The 24,944-nt window shown below is 43.7% G+C and carries 16 protein-coding genes; 9 read left to right on the forward strand and 7 right to left on the reverse strand.

Translation table 11 applies throughout. From position 1 onward, the window contains the following. Nucleotides 1-57: 57 nt before the first annotated feature. From ISR87_01930 to ISR87_01955, 6 genes are all read left to right on the forward strand, one after another. The gene (locus ISR87_01930; protein MBL7024188.1) at nucleotides 58-3,948 is read left to right on the forward strand and encodes a T9SS type A sorting domain-containing protein; all 3,891 of its coding nucleotides are present in this window, start codon (nucleotides 58-60) and stop codon (nucleotides 3,946-3,948) included. Between the two features lie 191 nt (nucleotides 3,949-4,139). Then, nucleotides 4,140-6,869: a T9SS type A sorting domain-containing protein gene (locus ISR87_01935; GenBank protein MBL7024189.1), complete on the forward strand. Its 2,730-nt coding sequence runs from the start codon at nucleotides 4,140-4,142 to the stop codon at nucleotides 6,867-6,869. Between the two features lie 111 nt (nucleotides 6,870-6,980). Further along, nucleotides 6,981-7,820: a hypothetical protein gene (locus ISR87_01940; GenBank protein ID MBL7024190.1), complete on the forward strand. Its 840-nt coding sequence runs from the start codon at nucleotides 6,981-6,983 to the stop codon at nucleotides 7,818-7,820. Nucleotides 7,821-8,049: 229 nt separating this feature from the next. After that, complete coding sequence (locus ISR87_01945; protein MBL7024191.1) at nucleotides 8,050-9,138, forward strand: T9SS type A sorting domain-containing protein; 1,089 nt, start codon at nucleotides 8,050-8,052, stop codon at nucleotides 9,136-9,138. A gap of 141 nt (nucleotides 9,139-9,279) precedes the next feature. After that, nucleotides 9,280-10,518: a hypothetical protein gene (locus ISR87_01950; protein ID MBL7024192.1), complete on the forward strand. Its 1,239-nt coding sequence runs from the start codon at nucleotides 9,280-9,282 to the stop codon at nucleotides 10,516-10,518. Between the two features lie 194 nt (nucleotides 10,519-10,712). After that, nucleotides 10,713-11,642 (forward strand): hypothetical protein, encoded by a 930-nt coding sequence (locus tag ISR87_01955; protein MBL7024193.1) that lies wholly within the window; start codon nucleotides 10,713-10,715, stop codon nucleotides 11,640-11,642. Between the two features lie 162 nt (nucleotides 11,643-11,804). On the opposite strand, the gene ISR87_01960 is transcribed toward ISR87_01955, so the two are convergent. From ISR87_01960 to ISR87_01970, 3 genes are read right to left on the reverse strand one after another with little or no spacing between them, the layout of a single operon-like run. After that, nucleotides 11,805-13,100: a TolC family protein gene (locus ISR87_01960; GenBank protein ID MBL7024194.1), complete on the reverse strand. Its 1,296-nt coding sequence runs from the start codon at nucleotides 13,098-13,100 to the stop codon at nucleotides 11,805-11,807. Nucleotides 13,101-13,102: 2 nt separating this feature from the next. Further along, the gene (locus ISR87_01965; GenBank protein MBL7024195.1) at nucleotides 13,103-16,255 is read right to left on the reverse strand and encodes an efflux RND transporter permease subunit; all 3,153 of its coding nucleotides are present in this window, start codon (nucleotides 16,253-16,255) and stop codon (nucleotides 13,103-13,105) included. 8 nt (nucleotides 16,256-16,263) lie between these two features. Continuing rightward, nucleotides 16,264-17,406, reverse strand: a complete 1,143-nt coding sequence (locus ISR87_01970; protein ID MBL7024196.1) for an HlyD family efflux transporter periplasmic adaptor subunit — start codon at nucleotides 17,404-17,406, stop codon at nucleotides 16,264-16,266. Between the two features lie 178 nt (nucleotides 17,407-17,584). Here ISR87_01970 and ISR87_01975 point away from each other — a divergent pair, with 178 nt between their 5' ends. Both ISR87_01975 and ISR87_01980 read left to right on the forward strand, forming a co-directional pair. Then, on the forward strand, nucleotides 17,585-18,715 hold the full coding sequence (locus ISR87_01975; GenBank protein MBL7024197.1) for a histidine kinase: 1,131 nt from the start codon (nucleotides 17,585-17,587) through the stop codon (nucleotides 18,713-18,715). Then, the gene (locus ISR87_01980) at nucleotides 18,712-19,464 is read left to right on the forward strand and encodes a response regulator transcription factor (protein MBL7024198.1); all 753 of its coding nucleotides are present in this window, start codon (nucleotides 18,712-18,714) and stop codon (nucleotides 19,462-19,464) included. The genes ISR87_01975 and ISR87_01980 overlap by 4 nt, the downstream gene beginning before the upstream one ends. A gap of 86 nt (nucleotides 19,465-19,550) precedes the next feature. Here the strand turns inward: ISR87_01980 and ISR87_01985 are convergent, their stop codons facing one another. Genes ISR87_01985 through ISR87_02000 form a run of 4 tightly spaced genes read right to left on the reverse strand, consistent with a single transcriptional unit; the run spans nucleotide 19,551 to nucleotide 24,046 of the window. After that, nucleotides 19,551-20,357 carry an SDR family oxidoreductase gene (locus tag ISR87_01985; protein MBL7024199.1) on the reverse strand — a complete coding sequence of 269 codons (807 nt, stop codon included), beginning with the start codon at nucleotides 20,355-20,357 and terminating at the stop codon, nucleotides 19,551-19,553. Between the two features lie 29 nt (nucleotides 20,358-20,386). Beyond that, complete coding sequence (locus ISR87_01990; GenBank protein MBL7024200.1) at nucleotides 20,387-22,156, reverse strand: FAD-binding oxidoreductase; 1,770 nt, start codon at nucleotides 22,154-22,156, stop codon at nucleotides 20,387-20,389. Further along, nucleotides 22,146-22,877: a 1-acyl-sn-glycerol-3-phosphate acyltransferase gene (locus tag ISR87_01995; protein ID MBL7024201.1), complete on the reverse strand. Its 732-nt coding sequence runs from the start codon at nucleotides 22,875-22,877 to the stop codon at nucleotides 22,146-22,148. The genes ISR87_01990 and ISR87_01995 overlap by 11 nt, the downstream gene beginning before the upstream one ends. Nucleotides 22,878-22,885: 8 nt before the next feature. Continuing rightward, nucleotides 22,886-24,046, reverse strand: coding sequence for a hydroxymethylglutaryl-CoA reductase (locus ISR87_02000; protein ID MBL7024202.1), 1,161 nt, complete (start codon nucleotides 24,044-24,046; stop codon nucleotides 22,886-22,888). 331 nt (nucleotides 24,047-24,377) lie between these two features. Here ISR87_02000 and ISR87_02005 point away from each other — a divergent pair, with 331 nt between their 5' ends. Further along, a complete protein-coding gene (locus ISR87_02005) occupies nucleotides 24,378-24,761 on the forward strand; it encodes a response regulator (protein ID MBL7024203.1) in 384 nt (127 codons plus the stop codon). The last annotated feature ends 183 nt before the right edge of the window (nucleotides 24,762-24,944 follow it).

Consider the following 24,944-nt stretch of genomic DNA (forward strand, 5'->3'; position numbering starts at 1 on the left):
AGTGAGATGATGAAAACTCAAATAGGTCGTAAAGTAAAACATTTTTGGAGGGAAAAAATGAGCTGGATAAAAAGTGTTATCACACTGGGATTAATAACTGTGTTTGGGATAAGTGCGAACAGCTTAAATGCACAAATAATTATTGATGGGATTATTTCTGATTGGGACGACGTTGCACAATTTGACGTGGCACCCAACCCAGAAGAATATGTAGGAGATTTCCTTTATCCCTCAGGTGATATAAGCGATATCTACATTACCCAGAATCAGGACAGCTTGTTTGTTCGAATTGATATCAATCCGGATGGCAATATTTCCGATTTGGCAGCTGATAATTCCATGATCCAAATTGGTTTTGATACTGACAACAATGTTAGTACTGGGCTTACCTGGGATTGGTGGATGACAGGGGTCGACTATTTTGCCGGTGTTACCTGGCCCAATACCTGGAACGGGATGGCGTGGCCTATCCCCACTCAAGATAGTCTTGGAATTGTGCGGTTTGTCGGCCCTCATGGGGGTGAAGCAGATTGGGAGGACACCTATTACGGTTGTGAAACAGCAGCCAGTTCTGATGGCACTTCATATGAAATTGCCATTCCCTTGGCTGCCCTGGGTGAGCTCTCAGAGAGTCTAACCATCATGTTTCTCACTGAAGAGACCGTGAACTGGGCTGCGGATTCCTACCCAAATTCCTTGGGTGATGAGACAGCAGTTTATGAAATTGCCAGAATAACCAACACCATTTCATTCATTGTTCCTGAAGTGCAGGCTTCCCCTGGGCAGGATGTTATGCTCCCTCTCCTGGTTGAATTCCCCACTGACTCCAGCTACAGCTCCGCTGAAATCAGTGTTGGAGGCTTCCAGGGCGAATTGGAGCTTCTTGATGTCATTTTGAGTGGCAGTCTCATGGGATTTGCTGATTGGTCATACCAGATGAATGAGACGGACAGTTTGCTACATCTCGCCTTTGCCGGAGCAAATGAAATTTACGGGGAGGGACAGCTATTCCAGCTGGCATTCCATATCCCTGATGACGCTGAGCCCGGCTTTGTTCCCGTCACCATCCATTCAATCCTTTTTGATAATGCTGGCATACCAGATTCTATCATCAACGGTGGAATAGAAATAATTCCGCCTGGATTTATTGTCAGGAACACGGATGACAATGGTCCAGGTTCTCTGAGACAGTATATCCTTGAAGCCAACCTGAATCCTGGAGTAGATACGATCAAATTTGACATCCCTGGTCCCGGTCCTCATACCATCCAGCTATTTTCAGCCTTACCGACCATCACGGACCCTATCGTCATTGATGGGACCACAGAACCTGATTTCTCAGGAGGTCCAGTGATTGAATTGGATGGGAGCAGTGCAGGACCGATTACGTCTGGATTAAAGATTACTGCCGGAAACAGTACCGTGCGAGGATTGCTAATAAATCGTTTCCATGAAAACGGGATTCTATTGGAATATGGTGGAGGCAATGTCATTCAGGGGAACCTCATTGGTACCGATGTCAATGGAACCAGCGCTTTAGGGAATTCATGGGATGGTGTCCGCATAGGACAGGGTAGCGATTTCAATATCATCGGTGGAACAACAGAAGCTCACAGAAATCTTCTTTCTGGCAATGGCGAGTGCGGCGTGAATATCTCGGGTTGGGGAACAAATAATAATACTGTTATCGGGAATTTCATCGGCACCGATATCAATGGAACCACTGCATTGGGAAATGGCTGGGACGGTGCTCGCATTCAGGGAGGAAGTCATTCCAACACTATCGGTGGAATAACGGCTGGTGCAGTGAACATTATTTCAGGCAACAGCGAATGTGGAGTGAATATTGGAGGATCTGGAACCAGTGGTAATTCTGTCATCGGAAATCTAATTGGGACGGATCTCACTGGAACGTCAGGAATTGGGAATGGTTCATCCGGAATAAGTGTGGTAAGTAACTTCAATATTATTGGTGGACTTTTGGCAGAAGAGCGTAATGTAATTTCAGGGAATATGGGACCCGGCATTGAGTTCTGTTGTGAAGATTACGGTTATAACCAGGTGATGGGCAATTATATCGGGACGGATATATCTGGTACTGAAGCTTTGGGAAATGGATCCGGAATCAATATCCTAAGTCCTGGAAACCTCATCGGTAATCATTTCCAGGGTGCTGGTAATGTGATCTCAGGAAATATGGGGAATGGAATTGATATAGGAAGTCCAGATATGCCAGCCACAGCCAATTCAAATTCAATTAAGGGGAATTTCATTGGAACAGACGTGACTGGAACCATGGCACTCCCCAATGGCGGGACAGGGATCCTGATTAGTGAGGCTGGCTTCAATCTCATTGGAGGGTATGATCCAGGTGCCGGCAATGTAATCTCTGGGAATATGCTTGATGGTGTCCTGATAGCAGACAATTCCAGCGTGAATTACATCCAGGGAAACAAAATTGGGACAGATGTTACAGGTGAAGCTGCCATTTTGAATTCTTTTGGCATCTCCATCCAAAATGGAGCCTCAAACAATTTGATTGGGGGGATGGAACCAGCCGCAGGGAATCTCATTTCAGGTAATTGGAGGGATGGTATCAGGATTTTCGACGATAGTCACTACAATACTATCAAGGGGAATTTAATCGGAACCAATGTATCTGGTGAAGCCAGCCTGGAGAATCAAAGGGATGGTATCCGCCTGGAAGCAGGTGCCACTCATAATCTCATTGGTGGTGCTGCACCCGGTGCCAGAAATGTAATTTCAGGAAATGGTGAGTCTGGTATCATGTTCTATACCAATTCTACACTGAATACTGTGCAGGGCAATTTAATTGGTACCAACATCACTGAGGATTCGGCCCTTCCAAACTTTATTGGGATTTCTATCCGCTCAACTTCATCCAATAATCTTGTAGGAGGTACAGAATTCGGTTCAGGAAATGTGATTTCAGGTAACTCGAATGTGGGTGTTAGGCTATATAACAGCAGCAGCAACAACATCCTACAGGGTAATATCATTGGAACAAATCTTACTGGTGACTTGGACATTGGAAACCAGCGGGAAGGAATCCGGATATATGATGGCTCCACCAACAATCTCATTGGAGGGAGCGTAGATGGAGCAGCCAATACCATCGCATATAACAGTCGGAGTGGAATCCTGATTAATTCCTCCGTCTCAATGACCGGGAACCAATGCCTGTCAAATTCGATCTATCTCAATGCCGGCTTGGGTATTGACTTGAGCCCGACCTCTCCTGGTGATGGGATCACTCCTAATGATCCCGGTGATGTTGATGAAGGTCCAAATCGTTATCAGAATTTCCCGGAATCAATAAATATTGGGGTTGATGATAACGATTATCTGATCATCCAATATCTGGTCGATTCTGATCCTGAAAATTCTGACTATCCGCTGCAAGTGGAGTTTTTCCAGGCTGATACTGGTGGTGCAGGTCAACTGTTTTTTGCATCCGACGTCTATGATACGACAGATTTTGAGCTTGGATTAAAAACCGTCGATTTAGGTCCCGCTGTAAATTATGGAATTGTCATGGGTGACCAGATAGTTGCTACTGCTACGGATGCTGCTGGAAATACTTCAGAATTCTCCGCAATGAGTGAATTGGGTGATTATGTGTATGTTGAGGAAGCGATTGAGATTCCTGAAAACTATATGCTACAGCAAAACTATCCCAACCCCTTTAACCCAAGCACCACCATACGCTACGGCTTGCCAGAGACTTCAGATGTTTCGCTGGTCATCTATAATCTCAAAGGTCGGGAAGTGCGACGTTTCTCAGAGACGTCTCAAGCAGCAGGCTGGGTCAATCTGAGATGGGATGGGACCTCGAATAATGGTGAACCCGTGAGTACCGGCGTCTATCTGTGTCGAATGGTAGCCGGGAACTACACCAGGACTATCAAAATGGTTTATTTGAGATAAGATGAATCCATCGCAGCCGAAAGCCTTAGATGGACGATCAAGGTGGTGTATCTCCGATAATATTGGGAGTATTTGTTGATGCACAATGGGTGTGCTACATTCTGAGCATACCAAATTGATCCACAAGCTGCATTTAAACCTTCTGATTCTCGAGGCTGATTGAAATCAATTACTAAGTGAGAGGGGAAATTATGCTAAAATTTTTTCTGACAATTACTGGGATTATATCAAGCCTATTCGCCACAATCATCAATATACCAGTAGATTATGCAACTATACAAGGCGGCATTAATGGGGCAGAAAATGGTGATACTGTCCTTGTACAAGCTGGCACTTATGCAGAAAGTATCAATTTCATTGGTAAAAATATAATTATTATGAGTGAAGAAGGCCTGGAAAGTGCCATTATCCAGGGTGACAACACACAGAGAGTTGTCACCTTTGAATCCAGCGAAGGTCCAGGAGCCATGCTAATTGGTTTCTGTATTGAAAATGGGAATGGTGGAATCATCTGTAGCGGGAACTCTAATCCAATCATTTTTCAGTGCAAAATTCGCAACAACAACTCAACAATTCCTTCAGATGCCAGTTTCAGCCTGGCGGGTGGCGGTGGTATCGCCATTATTAATTCAGCACCGCTCCTGATGAATACTGCTATCTATCAGAATGAATCTTCCCTCATGGGTGGTGGTATTTATATGAATTATTCAACTGCCGTCCTGGCCAATAGTATTGTGTATGGAAACCAGGGGATCTCCATTGATGGAGTAATTTATCTAAACAGCCCGAATAGTGTCATTCTTAACTCAATTATTTGGGAAAATAATATTGGCCCAAGTTCAAATAACCCGATCAATATTTTATATAGCGATATTCAAGGAGGATGGACAGGCGAAAGTAATTTGAATGAACAACCTCAATTTGTAAACACAGAGAATGGAGATTTCCATCTTCTTCCAGAATCACCATGTATCAATGCTGGCCAACCAAGCTTTTTATTCAATGATAATGATGGCACTTCCAATGATATAGGATCATTTGGCGGGTCTGGATTCTTCATTGGAATGGGTGGGATAGATATCGGTCAGGTGGTCATTCAATCATACTCGACCTATCCGCTGAAAATTTACAATCTGATGGGTTTACCACTATCGATCTCGAATCTTGCATTCTCAAATCCAGATTGTTGGAGTACGAATATCGCTTTCCCTTTTAGTCTTGACTTGTCAGACGTCAGTGAACTGCCAATCACCTTTATTCCTCAGATGATCGGTCTCGACACATGTGACTTGACCTTCCAATTTACGGATGGAATCAACGCAGACAATTTGAGTATCGTGGCAGAAGCTGAGGGAATCCCATCCTTCGGCCACCGCGAGTTCAGGAAAAAAGGGCAACTCGATGCAGGCTTAGTAGCCACCATATTTAAAAATTACAGTGAGATTACTGATTATCCCAATCAACCGAGTTGTGAATGGCCGAAGGGAAGTGGCCATAGCTACATGGATGGTATAGCATTTATGGTTCAAGCTGAGATTGAGGACATCTCAGGAAACATCATCCACCCCTTAGAAACCCAATATCGGGAATTTGTCGATATGAGTCCTGAAGGCGAACCGTGGGGCTGGGAACCCCTACCTGGATATTTCAATCCACTATCTAGTTCTATTGCCATGAGTACAAACCCAGACAGTTGGCCGACACATTGGCCAAATAAAGATTCAGCTTGGGATGGATACTGGAATGGTTTCTTTGGACGAGGCGTTGTCCATGCTGATCAGGAGACCTATTTCATGATCGATGATTATCAGGATCAGGAGTGGGATTATAATCCTGTGGAAACCGATCCATCTCGAGGTGGCTTGGGATTACAGGTTGAAGTGCGGGGTTACGCCTGGAATAATACACAATTTGAGGACTTGTTGATCTGGCACTATGCTGTTCATAACATTTCAGACTTTGATTACCAGCAAGTTGTTCTGGGATTGTATATGGATACGGGTGTAGGGGGAACTGAGGATGGTGCTGATGATCTGGGTACCTTTCTGCCGGAAGAAAAATTGGTCTACTTCAATGACATTGATGGGATAGGCGGGGGTGGCTGGTCCCCAGTTGGGTATGTAGGAATAAAATTTTTAGAAATGCCTGGAAATCATAGTGATGGAACTGACAACGATTCTGATGGATTGGTCGATGAATCACGAGATAACGGAATAGACGACGATCTGGATTGGAATCAACTAGTGGACGATGTGGGAAATGACGGTATCGCTGGAACAAATGATACTGGGGAAGGAGACGGTTTCCCATCACATGGTGAACCTAACTTTGACAAAACGGATCAGGACGAATCTGATGCTGTTGATATTAATACCGTGCGGTTCTTTCCAGTTCATAGTTATGAATTGCATGATGATGAACAGAATTGGGAAATATTCACCAGTGGTGAAAAACAAAGCAATTCAGGGGATATTGGCAACCTGGGAAGCTTTGTAATCTCCGAAGCATTTCCACTCTCTTCTGGTGAGACCACCTACTTTTCTTTTGCCATTGTTTTTGGTGAAGACCTGGAAGATATGCTTTCAAATACAGGGTCAATCTCTCCCTCGAGATTGGTAGATGATTTTTATCCCGGACAAGTTCATACAGCCAATTTACAGCCTAATTTTCCGAACCCCTTCAACCCCACAACCACTATTCAATACAGTCTGTCTGAGGCAGAACAAGTTAAACTGAAAATATTCGATATTCTGGGTCAAGAGGTCATGACACTCCAAGATGCTAAAAAGGCTCCTGGTAATTACGAAGTGCAGTGGAATGGATTAGATCAATCAGGCAATCCACTGAGTACGGGAGTGTATTTCTGTCGACTAGAGGCAGGTAGTTATAATCGAACCATTAAAATGGTTTACTTGCGATAAAGATTTATCAATCGTGTGCCAGGCCGAAGCCCAGAGGGCATAGGCTGGTAGCTCAGAACGAGCGCAGATGGGTTGAGTATTTGAGGTAGTAGTATCCATTACGAGGGGGCCATGCAATTAACAATATTATTAATGATTATCTCCTGTGCTAGTATTTTTGGACAAGACACATTAATCACTACATCGGGGATGATTTATACTGGAAACTTGAATGAAATCAACGATGAGCGTGTAATCTTTACTGAAACAGGAAAGTCCCAACCCCAGTCCATACCCCTCTATATCATAGGTCAGATTGTATCAGAAACGGGGACAGTTGATATCAACGAAATTACAGAACAGACTACTCCGGTTAGCAAACCAGAAGTCTTTAACGACGGGTCTAATCACACTCAGCAGCCAACAATTTCTGGCTTCTCGCTTAGTCCCTTCACACTAGTTCATGTCACCACAGCAGATCAGATAATGAAAAGAACCCACCGCAAGCGAGTGATCATTTCATTCACAAATGGCACTACTGTCAAATCTAAAATTTTGAGAATGGACTCGTCTGTGTTGGTCTGGCGGAATCTTGAAATCCAGTCAAGGGATGACAGTACTGTAACACCTTTATCCGAGATATTGAGAATAAAAGTTGGACGCAGCCGCCTTGGCGGTGGTGTACGCTTTATGATGTACGGAGGCATATTGGGCGGAACGGTAGGTTTTGCATTGGGATATGCAGGAGGACCTGGTCCAGGAATTGGTGAGGGGAGCTATAACGAGACCGCATTTGATAGCGGCTTATTGGGAGCTGGATTTATAGGATATTTGGGGGCTGTTTTTCTCACACCTATTGGCATACTTATCCCAGGACACTCAATTTATCACCATGAAGGGATGGCAAAACTGATTCTTGTAGAGCAGCTCATCCATGAGGATGCAAAAGAAATCAAGATGGGGGACGATTAATATGAAACGAATGAAACAATTAATATCAGGGTTGATAGTATTTTGCTGCCCCCTCATTGGATTAAACCAGATTCAGCATAAAATGTCAGCAATGTACCAGGACTTTCCTAGTGTAGATTTTTATGAATTCTCATCTTTTGGTGCAAATAATATTGAAAGAGGGGGAAAAACTATAAGTATGACTCATCCTGTAGAAACAAATGATTATGCTTGGGTTAACTACCTTAGAATGAGCAAAAGGTATGATTCGCTACAATATATTGTGGAAGATACCTGGGCTTCCTGGCAGGGAGAAACTTGGGTTAATAGCTCAACGATGACTTTCACCTATGATGAGAATCACGAGCTATTACAGAGGCTACAATTATCGTGGGATGATACGGAATGGATTAATTATAGGCGACATTCCTATATTTATAATACAGATGGTGAAAGAATTGAAAGATTGACGGAAAGGTGGTCGGAAGATCACTGGGATAATTATCAACGCTTCAGCTATGGCTACTCAGAAAATGGCTTCATGATTTATGTCTTATATGAACCATGGGTGGCGGAAACTTGGATCAATGATTCCCAGGAGTTTCATTCATACAACGATAGTGGTCTCCGTGATTCAATTATTGCAGAGACTTGGTTTGGATCCGCATGGTCGGCTGACTGGAAAAATACTTACTATTACAATCCTGATAGCACTCTATCAGAAATTTATTGGTATCAGTGGGTGGACGGAGTTTGGGAATATAATCAGAAAGCAATTTACACCTATGATGCCGATGGAATACTGCTTCAGATCATGTACATGAATTGGGAGTCGGGAAATTGGGTTGACTATTTGAGGAGTACTTTTAGCTATGATGCTAACGGTCTACTACATACTGAAACAAATGATTTTTGGGGATATAGCGGATGGCCTCCAATTATCCAATGGCTTCCAAGTAACCAATATAAATACTCCTATGATGAGGCTGAAAATTTAACAGAAACCATCTGGACCAGATGGCTGGAAATTGTGAATATTGAAGACCAAATGCATCGCCCGCTCACATTCCTTCTATCACAAAATTTTCCTAATCCCTTTAATCCCACGACCACTATCAGCTTTAAATTGCCAGAAATATCCACAGTCAGTCTCACCATATATGATGTTAAAGGTCAAGAAATCATTAGCATTCAGAATGGAATTAAACCACCAGGCAATTATGAGGTGCTGTGGGGCGGGTTGGATCGATTCGGCAATCAGGTAAGTACAGGAGTGTATTTCTGTCGTTTGGATGCAGGAGATTATTCGAAAACGATTAAGATGGTTTGTTTGCGTTAGCTTGAATAATAAGACCGGGACAATGCGTGATATCGATTTCAGAGAACTCTATTCCGTTTTTAGGTTTCTGGATAGAGTGAATTACTGTATAATATTTTTAGACTAAATCTGTGGGGACTGATTGTGAAGTCAATAATTATAATGATTATTTCTAGCATCTGTCTTTTTGGACAGGACACATTAATCACTACATCGGGGATGATTTATACTGGAAATTTGAGTGAAATCAACGATGAGCGTGTAATCTTTACTGAAACAGGAAAGTCCCAATCCCAATCCATACCCCTCTATATCATAGGTCAGATTATATCAGAAGAGGGGACTGTTAATGTAAACGAAATTACACCACAGTCTGCTACGGTTGCCAAACCAGAAGATTCTATGGGCAAATCTAATCAAGCTCAGGAGCCAACAATTTCTGGCTTCTCGCTTAGTCCCTTCGAAATAGTTCAAGTCGCAATAACCAATCAGAGAATGAAAAGAGCCCGACGAAAGCGATCGAAAATCACATTCGCATCGGCAAAGCTTTACTCCCAGGATACGCTGACTACTTCCGCAGGACAAAAATATATCGGGAATATCACCAAAATTTCCGAGAATAGCATCCAATTCATGATCGATGGCACCGATCTGCTAGAATTTTCAAATAAAATTGTACGGAGTATTTCTGGCGGTCGTTGGATATTGATATTGGATAGGGAAAGCATGTGTACGGGTCAATTAGCTGGAGTTAAAAGCGACACACTTTTTTTGAAAGTAGAAGATGGTTCTGTTGAAGGATATAAATTGGAGAATATTGCCATTGCCCTCAATTATCAAGCCAGTGACCAGGGTGGAGCCTTTGGGACAGCCACAGGAATATTGTTGGGTGGGATAGCTGCCTCAATTCCTATCATTTTAGATTCATACTCAGTAGATGAATACGATACACGATTGGAACATAATGCAGTATTAATAGCTGCACCACTAGGTCTCTTCGGTGGAGGTATCCTGGGAAATAAGATGGGTAAAAAATGGTACAATCTTAAATCCGTTTATTGGCTTGAAAGTGAAATTAATCAAGCGGAATACAAACAAGGCAGAAAAGATGGTCGTAAAGCCTCCTGGGGTAACATTATGTGGTTTATACCTGGAGCGATGATGAATTATTATGGTCCCTCAGAAGCCAGGAAGTATAAGCCCTTTCCACCTCCAGATCGGCTCATAGGAAAGTCTCATTCATATATTGCTGGATTCATAGAAGGATATGGAAAAAAAGCGAGCACTTTAAATACGTTCTATTCATCAGTTGGTTGTTTGGGGAACTGTTGGTTTGTACCCGTGGGGATAATTATCCTCGGGAGTATGACTTTTAGTTTTGATAGTCCCTGGGCGAACTAAAGCAGTTCAATGAACAACCAACATTCTAAACTATTTGACTCCGATTGTGTATTTCTGTCGATTGCAGGTCGTAGATCCCGCCACAGGCGAGGCTGTGTCTCGGGAACGGGGGCAGCTTTTTTGGTTTGTTTCTTTGGGGTCTCGGGACTCCTCATTCGAATTAAGATAAATTAAGTTGGCAAGGAGGGGGTATCATGGGAAATAATCTTTCGAACCGGGGCTTACGATTTATGCTGCTGGTTATAATTTGCGGAATGACCATTGCCAGTCCAATACCCAACAGCCCAAACCTAAAAGCAAAACCTTCAGTTGGATTGAATGAAGTCAGGGACCTCAAGCTCTTTCTGGCTGTCATTAATGACAATAATACGGGGAATGTGGAGCGAGGAAAAAAGGGTCTTTACCTAGGCCCTGATGACTTTTTAACCGTCTCCATATTCTTCCGTCTCCACCTGGATGCCTGGCGTCTGGCATTGACATATAACGATGTTACCTCTCGCAAGGAGCAATATAGATATGATCTCATCTTTGGTGGTCTTTCAAAACGCTTTGAGAGGAATGGGCTTGAGGTGAAACCTGAGCTGGGGCTGGTCTGGAAGGGCAATTGCGGTGGCGATGACCTACAGAATGGATTCCATCGGATGAAAGATTTGCCAGAGTTATTTGTTCCCTATTGTGATGGGGGGCTGGCAGCCTTTGCTGCGGCCATGATTTCGAGACCTGTAGAGCTATCCCGCCCCTTTGAGGGGATACTCACATCGTCAATGGAAATCAGACTCATTTCAGATCTGGTACCATCCCGTTTGACTCCCATGTTGGGTTACCAGGCTGAGCTTTGGCCAGGTCGTCTTCAATTGGAGATGGTGGCTGGTGCGCGTTTATACGTCAATGAAATTGAGGAATATTCACATATGGTCCGGTCCGGAGCATTTGCAGCGGTGAATGCGAAACTAAGGGTGTATCAGAATTTTTATTTTGATACTGGAATTGCCTTATTTCCTGCACAGAATCTTGAGAATGACCCTATTTATAAGGACAAGGACCACAACTACCTCCCTCAAATAACCATGGTCTTTTCATGGAATAGTGCCTGGTACGGACTCTATAATTATTTGGAGTACTAGTTTCTAGGATTTACACTCTAACTATATCTTATAAGCAACTGTAACACAGCGACATATGCAGATCTATTATATCTTGGATATAGATAATACGCCTCCTGGAATGGAGGCGTATTGTACTGTTGGAGAAGCAATGAAATCTCCGACCAAATTGAGGCACAAACCTCAACTCTGTTTGATTTTATCTTCCAGTTGACCAGTCAATTGCCACAGAGACATTTCAGCCAGATAGGCTGAGTAGCGCGCCTGGATCTGGCTGCTTTTGGCTCGACTCAAATTGAGCTGGGCATCCCTGAACTGAGTTGAGCTCACCTGGCCCAGACGGAAATACTCAGATGTTTGATCAAAATTAAGCTGAGCCGAAGCCAGGGTATTGGCCTTCAACTCCAGCAGCTGTTGACTTTTCTCATAGTAGGCCAGGGCTGAACTAAGGGATTTCTCCAGTTGTCGTTTTGAATCCAGGGTGTTCCATTTACTATTTTTCTGAAGTAAACGTCCACTGCTAATGGATTTTGATTTCATGCCATCAAACAAGTTCCAGCTTAGTGACAATCCTGCTGTGGTATTCATATCAGGATTATCAAACGCAAAATCCATATCAGGATTGATCTGTTGGAGACCATAAGACCCACTGACGCTCACCCGCGGCATGATTGACCCCAGGGTTCGTTTTAGATTCAAGTCAGTCTGCTTTTCCAGATTGAGATTCAATGCATGGCTTTTGTTGGAATTTTCGGCTGCATAGAGAAGCATCTCTGGTTCATAGCTACCCAGATCATAATCCAGAGGCTTGGGCTGATAATCAAGATTCAGATCCCACCCAACGAGCAAATTGAGACTCCTTTTAGCCTCCAGAACAGCATATCTGGATTCTATCACCCCAACACTATCATTATCAAAGTCAACCCTGGCAGCCAGAGCGGAGAGGGAGCTGGCCATACCACGCTCAGTCTGTTCCAGGGCCTGATCCAGTCGCTGGCGTGATATTTCAAGCTGTTCCTGGCTGATCTGCAGATTGTCATGCCGGATGAGCACATTGACATACAGGTTTGCTGCAGAAAGTAGAATGTTTTCCTCAATCATATCGCTTTGGAGTTCACTGGCCAGCGCCTGGGTATTGAGTAGTTGATACTTGGTTAGCCCCTGCATCCCGTTAAAAAGCGTGAAACTGGCATTTAGACCAGCTGAAAGAGAAGTGTTTTCCACATCAACCTCTCCTGTTGGTGTTTGATTGATACCATTCATCAGCATCGATCCTGAGCTCAAATCAAGACGTGGCAGGAGACCAGCATTGGCAAGGCTGGCGGAATTGTCAGCTACCTCTGAGGAGTTTCGAGTCTGTTTGATAGATAGATTCTGCTGGCTGGTTGCTTTGAGTATTTCATCCAATCCCATATCACGCGCAGGCATTGACCAAAGTGAGAACGAGGACAGAAGTAATAAGACTATTGTGCGTTGCATTATTACACCTGACTTTCAGCTGCCAACTGGGCATCGATATCCAGCTCATTTACGGCAGATTCTACAGATTCCCTGCTAGGTAGTGATCCGGTCATAAACTTGACCTTGTAGCGTTTCATATCGTTGGCAAAACTCAGGAGAACAGGCAGAATTAGTAGGGTGGAGAATGTCGATATGATAAGACCATAAGCTACTGAGATAGCCATGGGCACCGTCATCTGGGCATCAGGATTATTGGCGATAATCAGAGGAGCCAGTCCAGCGATTGTCGTCAATGAGGTAAGCAGGATGGGTCTGAATCGGGAAATACCGGCTTTCAGAAGTGCATCCATATATGCCATTCCTTCCTTGAGGTTGCGATTAAGCGTACCAATGAAAACAATGGAGTCATTTACCAGAATACCTATGAGCGCCAGAACCCCAAAATATGAGGGCATATCCAGGGGAGTGTCATGGATAGCATGTCCCCACCCAATTCCAATGAAACCCAGGGGAATGAGTGATAAGAGAATTGCTGTCTGACCAAATGAGCGGAAGGTAAAGGCAATCACAGCGAAGAGCAGGACCAGGATCAGCGGTATGACATTGATCATGGATGTTTGAGCCTCGGCTTTGCGTTCCCCATGGCCACCAATGGTATAGTTAATGTCAGGATATTTTTCCAGTATTGAGGCAAGGATAACATCTTCAACCTCAGATTTAATCTGTGTGAGATCTACTTTCTTATTCAGGGCATCTGCCTCAACCGTGACCTGACGTTGCCCATTCAGGTGTTTGATCTTGCTCAAACTGCTGGTGTAATTCAAATCAGCGATAGATTTAAGCTGGAAGGCTTGCCCCGTATTGGTACGGATCTTCATCTCTTCCAAATCACCGATGGAGGATCGATCCGTATTACTGTATCGTACCCAGATTTTGACTTCTTCAGTACCGCGGTTGATTCTTTGCACTTCAGATCCATAAAAACCGCTACGAATCTGATTCATGACAGTTTGTATATCCAAACCGAGACTATAGGCATGGTCTTTCAATGCAACTTCTATCTCACGCATGCCCTGTTGATTATCATCGATGACATTTTTTAAACCTGCCAGCTGGTTGAGCTCAATTTTAAACGCTTCCACAGCAAGATTCAGGTCCTGGATGTTATCTCCCAACAAGGAAATGGAGACAGCCTTTCCGAATTGACTGGATTCTACATAGTTAATACGGTCGACTTCCGGTACCTGTCCCACAGCCTGACGCCAGGAGTTGGAGAAATCTGTGGAAAGGAACTCTCGTTCTCTCGTATCCAGAAAGTTGATGGTTACGCTACCTGCATCACTGCTGCTGATTCGTTTCACTACGCTGGTAACGATATCTTTACCTTCATCCTGGGAAAATTTCTCGCCTGTGAGCATGCCATTAGCTTCCAGTTTGTCAAGAATTTCCATGGTTACGCTGGCTGGCGTTCCCGGTGGCATTTGTATATCCACCGTGGATAGATTCTGATTGTCAAATGAACTACCACCCATTTGAATGATACCACCACCAACGCCACCAATTGTGATAATAAATAATCCCGTAACCACAGCGATGACCATGCCTCGATGATTTAGCGCATAGCGGTAGAGTGGGGCATAGAGGGCGTCGCGCATCCAGGCCAGAGCCTGATTGGATTTGACTTCAAGTTTTGTTGGTTTTCTATCTGCAGCCAGAGCTTTGGAGTGGGCAATGTGGGCTGGTAGGATAAGTGCACCTTCAATAAGAGATATAAAAAGGGCAGCCATGACGACAAATGCCATTTCGCGGAAAAATTGTCCAAAGGTTCCTTCAATGAGCAGAAAGGCTGAAAAGGCGACCATGGTGGTCAGAACCGCTGAAAATACTGCAGGTAATACTTCCAGCGAACCATCAATGGCAGCACGAATTCGTCGTTTACCCTTTTCATGATGCTGATAGATATTTTCAGCGATGACGATACCATCATCCACCAGGATACCAATTACCAGAATCATTCCAAAAAGAGAGATGCGGTTCAAAGTAATATCCATCAGAGCCGCCAGTCCAAACATCCCCAGGAAGGAAAGGGGAATGGAAATAGCTACCCAGATGGCCATGCGTGGATTGAGGGCCAGGGAGAGGAAGAGCAGGACCAAAAAGAACCCAACCATACCATTATTCAGGAGAATGCTCTGCATGCTTTCAATGGAAGTTGCTGCGTTACGCAGAACCTCTGCTTCCAGCACTTCATTCTTTTCATTAAAATCAGCAATGTAGACCTTCACCATATCAGCGGTTTCAATGACATCTTCGTCGCTGGTATAATTGACAGAGACCAGCACTGCTGGTTTTCCATTTACATAAACAGCATCTGGATTTTCAGCCCATTTCTCTGTAATATCAGCCACATCACCGAGGTATAGCAATGTGCCATCCTGGAGTGTCCTTAGAACAATGTCATGCATCTCTGAGGCATAGTAGCGTTTTTGACGAGTCCGTATACTCAAATCTTCGGTTTCTCCACGGATGGTGCCACCAGTCAGGTCGATGTTGGCCTTGCGAACCATTCCCACGGCTTCTGACATGGTGAGACCATAGGCTTCCAGATCTGATTCTCGGAATGCAATCTCTATCTCTTCATCGGGATAACCTTTGAGTACTATTTTTGAGATGCCCTCCATGGCCAATAAATCATCCTCGATCCGTAGAGCAGCGCTTTTCAATTCGTGGAGATCCACATCTCCGTTGATCATGAATTCAATGGCCTCAGAACGGAATTCCCATTTGGCTGTTCGAGGTGGCTCAATACCTGAGGGGAAAGAGCTAATGCCATCCACGGCATTCTTGATCTCTTGTAAAACCAGATCAGGATCACTGCCACTGACGAGTTCTACGGTGACGGTTCCCACATTTTCCATTGAGGTGGAGGTGATTCTCTTTATACCGCTGATGCCCTGGATATTTTCCTCAATTTTGAGGACAACACCTTGTTCGACCTCTTCAGGGGAAGCGCCAGGATAGGTTGTCATAATATTGATCACACCCAGATCAATCTGGGGCATGAGGGTAGAACGCAGGGAATAAAATCCCATGAGTCCCAGAAACACCAGGAGCAGGATAATGACATTCCCCGCCGTGGAGTATTTGATAAAATATTGAATGAGGGATTTCATGATACTTCTTAACCTGCCATTCTTGAAGAATTATCTGCTATATCGTTAACGACCCGAACGACGGTTCCATTTTGTAAATTCTGAGTTCTCAGAGAGATTTGTGTTCCATCACTAAGACCTGTAACAACAGCCTCTTCACCCCGGGTTGAAACCACGTGTACTGAGAGACGATTTATGATCCCATTCTGCACTTCCAGGACCGTATTATTTGATTCAAGCAGCTTACGGGGTAGAATGACACCTTCAAGTGATGAAGTTGTCAGGATGTCGCCCTTGAGATGCATGCCTTCTCTCAGCTCAGGACCAGAAACTGTGATAAAGACCTTCACCATCTGGCTATTGACATCCAGACCACCACTGATGCGGCTTACTTTTCCCATCCAGGTGGATTCTGAATTGCCACTGGTGAGTTTTACCGGGTCACCCACATTGATATACTCGATTTCATTGATTCCAACGGTAGTTTCCAAATCATAAACATCAGGGTTTAGAAACACACCCAGGGTTTGTCCGCTTCGAACCAGATTTCCAGGTTTGATATAACTCTCAGTTGCGCTGCCATTAAAGGGAGCTCGGATGGTGTATTTGGCCAGGCGAGTTTCTGAAGCTTTTATATCGTAATAGGTTTTAGCAATGCCCTTGTTGGCCACAAAATAGCTTTCACGCTCGTTAAGAGGCTTGGGGAGAGGCTTGGTATCACCATTGACATCAAATGCCTTTAAATAGGTTTCCCATCGGATATAACTCTCGGGATAATCGAATTTCAATTCAGGAAGCAAGGCTGCAACGGCTGTCATGAGATTGCTGCGTTGGGCTTTCAGATTTAATTCTGACTCTTCACTGTTTATTTGCAGCATGACATCACCCTGTTTATAGTCGTATCCGGCGAGAAAATTATTTTCAGATTGGAGGAGAATACCAGATACCTCAGCAAAGAGGGTGACCTTTTGCTGAGCACTGATTTTCCCCATGACTGGCACGGTTATCTGAATGTCTGAATTTTTTATTTCCTGCGTGGCTACCACAATACGTGTATCCTCTTGAACTTTACGTTCAGGGGAGCTTTTCATGGCCATGAGCAGAAACATGATAGCCAGTGATCCTGCCATGACAGCTACCAGACTCATTGTGTTTTTAATCGTAATTTTCATAATTTGCTTCTCCGTTTGTTTGGTCTTCTTTTTCATTGCGGCGTGAACCTAGAACTATGTCAAGTGCATGTGCGTTGCTATTCGATGAGTGTGGTTTGCCAGCGATCAAATCATGAAAGGACGGGATATCCGGCCTGCCTGGTGTTTATCGTGGATATGGGGTCGTTGGTCGTGCGAAATGCTAGAGATTTCGAAAGTTGGGGCTGAAGCGGGTGCCAAAACCTATATTCTCGCCATGATAAATCGAATGAAGCTTAAAGACAGCCGCATCGCCCAGCACCTGCTTTTTTGGGGTGCTTATTTTATCTTTCTGTTTCTAATCAGCTTGTTAAGATCCAATGAAGGTCGCGATGTAAGCTTTCATCTCCCATTTGAACTGATGCAGGTCGCAGTTATGGTTTCAGTTGTTTACCTCAACCTGAAAATCTTGATTCCCAGGTTTTTTGAAACGCGCAAATTCTTTCTGTATGGCCTGCTTATGATTGCTGCCGTGCTGGTAAACGGAGGTATACTCGTTTCCCTGATGCGCCTATTTCCCGATTTTAGCCCACCCTTCATTTTGAAGCATAGGCCATCTTATATGTTTGTCCTACCCATGGCTTTTATGCAGTTGTCATTGGTAGCTGTGACATCAACTTTGCATTTCATGCGTGAAAATCTGCGACTACAGCAAGAAGCGCTTTCGGTTAAAGAGCTGGAAAGTCGTCAATTAAAGGCTGAGCTTGATTCACTCAAGGCCCAGGTCAATCCCCATTTCTTGTTTAATTCCTTGAACAATATTTACTCACATAGTCTGTTGGAATCTCCCCAGACACCAGACCTCATCCTGAAGCTTTCTGGTCTGCTGAACTACATCATTTATGAATGTCAGGACGAACAGGTTCGACTGGAAAAGGAAATGGAGTTTTTAACCAACTATATTGCTCTGGAAAAAGTTCGTATAGATGAGTCAGTCCAGGTTGAATTGAAGATGGATGTCCCTGATACGTCCATAATGATCGCCCCACTATTATTTGTCCCCCTCATAGAAAACGCCTTTAAGCATGGCGCAAATATTTCAAGTGGTCAGCCCTTTATTAAGGTTGAACTCAAACAAAATGCTGGTGAGTTGAAGTTTCGATGTACAAATCTTCGGGATAATTTTGAGGATGACCTGAAGCGTGAAGGGGCAGTGGGAGGTATTGGTCTGGAAAATGTCCGCAAACGACTCGATCTTATTTATCCTGATAAGCATCGATTTGAGATCAAGGATGATGGGAAGCAGTTCATTGTTGATCTTAGAATTTCCTTTGGAGAATTGAGCCCATGAGTTCGCAGACAAATATTCGTTGTCTTATTGTTGATGATGAAGCACCCGCTCGTGCTGTTATTAAAAAATATCTCTCTGATATTCCTGGTTTTGAAGTTCTCAGTGAGTGTAAGAATGCATTTGAAGCCAATGAGGCTATACTCACGCTACACCCTGACCTATTATTTTTAGATATCAACATGCCTAAATTTACGGGGTTGAAACTGTTGGAGAGTCTGCGACGTCCACCCCTGGCCATTATCACCACAGCTTATCGTGAGTATGCCGTGGAAAGTTTTGAGCTGGATGTGGTAGATTATCTCCATAAACCCTTTTCCCTGGAACGCTTTATACAGGCGTTGAATAAGGCTCGGGATAGAATTACCCCTGCTGATGGGAATATGGCAGGCAATGAAGTTCCATCTCCAAAAGAGGGAGGAAGCCAGTCGGGAAAGGATTTTATTTTCCTCAAAGAGGAGGGTCAGGTCAATCGTGTGGATCTGCGTAATATTCTTTATGTGGAAGCAGTGGGTGATTATCTCAGTGTCATCACCAATCAAGGCAAGCATCTTTCCTATATGTCCATGAAAAAAATGGTGGATCTGCTACCTGCAGATCGCTTCTGTAGAATCCATAAGTCATTTATTGTGAGTCTCTCCAAAGTAAATACCATCGATAAGGGAAGAGTCTATATCGGGGAAAAAAGTTTTCCCATCGGCGCCACCTACCGTCCCGTATTTATGGATCTCATAAAAACCCACATGGGGTAGTCAGAAACAATCTCTTCAATTAGTGTAAATATATTGGCGTAAAAATTTAGAGGTACCAATTGTCCATGGCGATTGAGCTTAAACTGCTATGACTCGTTTTTGTCGATAGCTCCAGATACCTTGCGCCGGAGAAAACCCTGGAAGAAAGTATTGAGAAGGGGAATCATAGCCAGTTTCCTGGGGATGTAGACCGTCTTTTTATCAGCTTCTATTGCCAGGATTATTTGTTCCACACAATCCTCTAAGCTTACTGATTCACTGGTGTGCTTCTTTGAGGATTTGGTGAGTTTTGTGCCCTCTGCTCCAAAGGCGTTGTCCCTGAGATTTGTACCCCTGATCCAGCTCAAAACAGCCTCGAGAATTGATACTTCGCCCTTCATCTCCATGTCCAAAGTGGATAGAAATCCATGAAGTGCATGTTTTGAAGCGACATAGCCTGAATGGTTTGGAAATCCCATGATGGCTTGAGCTGTTGAACAACTGACAATTTTTCCATTGGTCTTTTTCAGATGGGGAAGCGCTGCGTGGCAACAGTTTACAGCCCCAAGATAATTCACATCGATTAAATTCTGGAAAAATGAGATATCAGTGATGTCCTCAAATCTGGCCCACATGCTGACACCAGCGTTAAGGATTAGACCATCCAGTTTGCCATACTTGTCTATGCTTTGTTTGATCAGATGACGACAGGCATTCAGGTCAGTGATGTCTGTTTGTACGGCCAGTGCTGAACCGCCAGCGGTATTAATGGAATTGCAGACCCGCTCAAGCTCATTTACTCTACGCGCCGCACAGACAATCTGGGCACCCCTACTGGCCAGCTCAACTGACAGTGCTTCGCCGATACCAGAAGAAGCCCCAGTGACAATAAAGACCTTTCCTGACACATTCATATCTGAAGAATCCTTAAAGTCTGTTCAGCTTAGTCTGCGAAAATATTATTCCGGACGCCAAAAATATTTTTTGGGTCATGGGCCGTTTTTACCTGCTTTAACATTTCGATACTTGCCGGGGAAATGGTTCCCTTCATAAAATCTTTGCGCAGTTTTCCAACCCCATGATGATGGGAAATGGAACCACCAGCTTCCATTATGGCTTCCCTCATGGCATATTCAATTGAATTGAAAATCTCAACGGGATTCTTAACACCTTTGATATTCATGGCAAACATAAAATAGATACAGACCCCCGTGTGATAGATCTGAGGCACACGATATGAGATATAAGGCTTCCCGGGGATGTTGTGCTTTTTGTGAAGTTCATTGATTTGATTGGTTGCAGCTTCACATACCTCATTTAGTTTGCTCCATGGAACCGAAGTTTCCATGGTTTCACCAATAATACGATAGCGAGTCATAAAGTCTCTGATGTAGGCGATGGCAAAAGTCAGGTTATAACCCTTCTTGCCATTTTCAGAGCCGCCAATCATACCTTTATGTTTCTTGGTTAATTTTTTTAAAGTTTTCTGTTGCAATGCCACTTCATCTTTAGAGCCCTCCAATTTGAAGGAGGTTACCACCATTTTGTAGGGGTCAAAGCCCTTGACATTTAATACGACAAACTTTTCAAGTTTTTTTATCCACACCTTTAGACCACTGGGTTTGGCATTCAAAGCTTGACCAAAACGGAACTGGGCGTTATCCATGAGTCGAGCGCTGGCAGGAACTGCTCCACTTTTGGATAATTCATACATAAAAGCCACACCGGTCTCCCAGTCATGAAACAGGGCAGAATTAAAATCAGATAATTCTGGGAGTGCATGCACTTTTAAAGTGGCTTTGGTGATGATTCCAAAATTACCTTCAGAACCTAAAAGCATATTCTGTGCACTAACACCGATGGATGCACGTGTAATCGGATTGACCTGCTCTACCACGCCATTGGGAGTGATCATGGTTACATTTTCAACAATGTCTTCAATATTACCATAGCGATTTTTTTTCATCCCACTGGCATTGGTTGAAATCCAGCCTCCCAGGGTAGACAATTCGATACTGTCTGGTTCATGTCCAACGGTTAGCCCTTTGGCTTCCAGCAGCTCTTCCAGTTTGCTGCCGAGGATGCCGGCCTGGACAACTACGCGACGGTTTTCCACATCTATGGATTCGATTTTATTCATTCGTCGCGTGTCAACTGCTACCACCATTCTCGTTTCAAATTGAGGGATTTGCAGCGCGTTGCTTACACTTGTGCCACCACCGTATGGGATGAGGCAAACATCATATTTAATCGCCAGGTCAATCAACTTTTGAGTTTCGTCTTCAGACTCGATGTAGAAGACCATGTCAGCCACTTTATCGATTTTTGCAAAAACGACCTTATATATTTCATCGGTAGTCTGACCAGCACTATGCATGAGGCGCTCTGCATCACCAAAGGAATAACGATCCTCGGAAAATGTAGATGTAACTGCGTCTACGAAAGCTTGGTTGATCTGAGCATCTTCTACAGGCTTGTCCTCCACCTCAGGCAAGACGTCGTCTACATCAACTGTCATATCCAACATCTCTTCAACGTATGGGATAAAATCTGGCATATCGAAGCCACAAAGATCGTAGCGATCTCCGGTCATGCTTACGGTCCGGTCTTTATTCAGTATAAATTCTGAATCTTTGTAACCCCATTTGTGTCCCCAGTTGTCTTTATTTACAGCGTAAAATTTCTCTGTGTTGGGAGTCTTATCATTTTTCATAAAGTTCGGCTGCCTTATTTGTAATAGCTTGTTCCAGCGCAGCTATCATTTTTTTTGCTGCTTCTATCAAATCATTCTCGCTTGGAGTATCAGTTTCCAGAAAATTTGCCGGATATATTGGTTCAAGAATATAGACCTCAATGCCTGTTGGACGCATTAAAAAATTACCCCGCGGCCAGGCTTTGTGAGAACCGTATATCACAGCGGGCAAAATGGGAACCTCCAGATCCAGAGAAAACCTGGCAGCACCCTTTTTGAAGGGTAATATTTTGCCGGGAGTGCCACGGGTGCCTTCAGGAAAAAATATGAGACTCCTCTGTTGATAGTTCATGAATGTTTTGCACAACTTGATGGTGTCCTGGATGGGAAACTGAGTATCCCCTTTGATCTTGCGATCAATAGGAATAAGGTTCATGACTGTATTAATCAGGGTTCGTCTGGTCCAACTATCAAACCAATAGTCTTTGGCTGCCATCATTCCAAAATGATTGAAACTTTGTTGTGCCGCTGCAGAAAGAAGGGCGACATCCATGTGGCTATTGTGATTGCTGCAAAAAATATAGGAGGAGTCGGGGACGTGTTGGCGACCGTAGACTTTCAAGGGCGTATAGAATGTAAAAACGACCTTGCTGTAGTAATAAAACAGGATTTTCCAGATTTTATAATAGAAGGGCTGTTTTCCCAACAAATAGGAATATTTTGGATTTTCAAGAACATCCATACCAGACTCTATTTTCTGCCATATTTCATATGCGCTTCTGTCCAGGTGTGAGACCCGATGGCGCAGATGAGTGAAATTTCAAGAGACAGGGTTGCAGCAGTAATAATTTCTGCCAGTTTTCTCGATGAATGTTCACCTTCTGCACATCCCAGCAATTCCAGGTTTCGCTTTTGCATTTTCAGGCGTGTTCCTCCACCCACAGTACCCACTGTGAGAGAGGGAAGCGTCAACTTGAACTTGATTCCATCTTCCGCCTTTTCGATGCCCAAATGGGCAATGCTATTTTCAGCAGCGCAGGCTGTGTCCTGACCTGTGGCCAGATAAATAGAGGTAATTGCATTTGAGACATGCAATCCATTCCCATGGGTTCCAGCTAAACTCGATATGGTGGGAAAAAAGCTAAAGGAATCATACAATATGTCGGGATCCATTTTGAGAATTCTGCGCATGACACTATTCTTGATTGTGGTCTCTGCAGAGACAGCATGACCTCTTCCCAGCAGCATGTTCCTTGTAGAGGCTTTTTTATCACTATTGAAGTTGGACTCCAGGAAGTAATTCTGACCTGTCTCAGCTTGAATGTATTCACAGGCTACCTGAGCTGCCAGTGTAACCATATTTTGTCCGGCTGCATTGTTGGTGTCCATCACCAAATCCAGCACAACATAATTTTGAATTGTATATTGATCAATTCTCAACACTTTTCCATGTCTGGTGGTACTTTCCGCCACTTCCATGATTTTGTTCTGGTTATCTGTCACCCATTGTTGGAATTTTGCGCTTTCGTGAAGGTTGTCCAGAATAAATACAGGTGCCCTTGAAAGCTCCTGCCTGAAATGACGTACTATTGTTCCACCACTGACGGTAGAAGCATAAATCCCACGATTCATTGAAGCAGCAAGTGACCCTTCAAGGGTGCAGAGGGGGATGACAAAGTCACCATTGGCATAGGTGCCCTCGATTTTCAGTGGGCCGACCACAGCCATGGGTATATTCATCGTACCAACATGGTGCTCAATGATTCCCTTTAAATCTTCAACATCATCAGTGAGCGTGTCATCAATTTCAACGCCTGTGAATTCCTTGACCCATTCTTTGCGAGCGATTGAGTCTTCCATGCTGTAGCCTCGTGGAAGATGAGAATTGAGTCCGTTGTTTTGTTCAGACATATATCACCCCATATAAATGAAAGTTGTATTTTTTAATTTGTCCTGATTCTTCGTGTATATAATCACAATCATGATAATATCAATCACCAAATGACTGGTATTCGTGGACGCACCAATTCAATTTTCATGCACAACTTCATTGTTCTGTTGGGGACCTTTTCTACAAGATACAAACCCCTTGAAGCATCCATAGCTCTATTTCATGCTGTAATTAGGGATTGTCCAGCTTCAAACTAGGCTTCCCCTCATGAGAACAAAGAGATGTGGCTCTATATTCATGTCACGTTTTTCACCAACACCTATTTGAGGAGACAAGAAAATGGAAATCCAAATGCCACCGAAGAAAAAAACTTTATTGTTTGTAGAGGATGACCCGGGCTGGAGATTGATCATTAGCTATATGGTTAAAAACATGGACATCGAAGCACTCTATGCTGAGTCAGGTGAGGACGCATTACAGATTATCAAAGATCGCAAGGATGTTGAGATTATGTTTTTGGATGTGTCACTTGGGAATGGCATATCTGGAATGGATCTGGCTGGAAGAATCAAATCCAATCAGTGTTATAAGAATATTCCTCTGATTGCCATGACAGCATATGAGAAAAAAAGTATCGAGGGTTATCAGGAGAATGGCTTCAATGGATATCTCCAAAAACCATATTCTGCAGCTCAATTTGGCGCAGTCATTGAAGGAAATTATCATCTGAACTAAAATTAATTATTGTAAGAAAATATTGGAGAAACGCCATAGCCCCGGACTTAAGAGGCTGTGTGAGAATACAATTGCAAGAGTCTCTTTTTCGTCATTTTGAGACATCTTTCACTCATTTCTCTGATAAATTGACATTTTCATTGTCTAGATCAAAAGAAACAGCCATTTCAAGCCATTTCCCAG

Source organism: Candidatus Neomarinimicrobiota bacterium (assembly GCA_016784545.1).
In the GTDB taxonomy this organism is placed as follows: domain Bacteria; phylum Fidelibacterota; class UBA8477; order UBA8477; family JABMPR01; genus JABMPR01.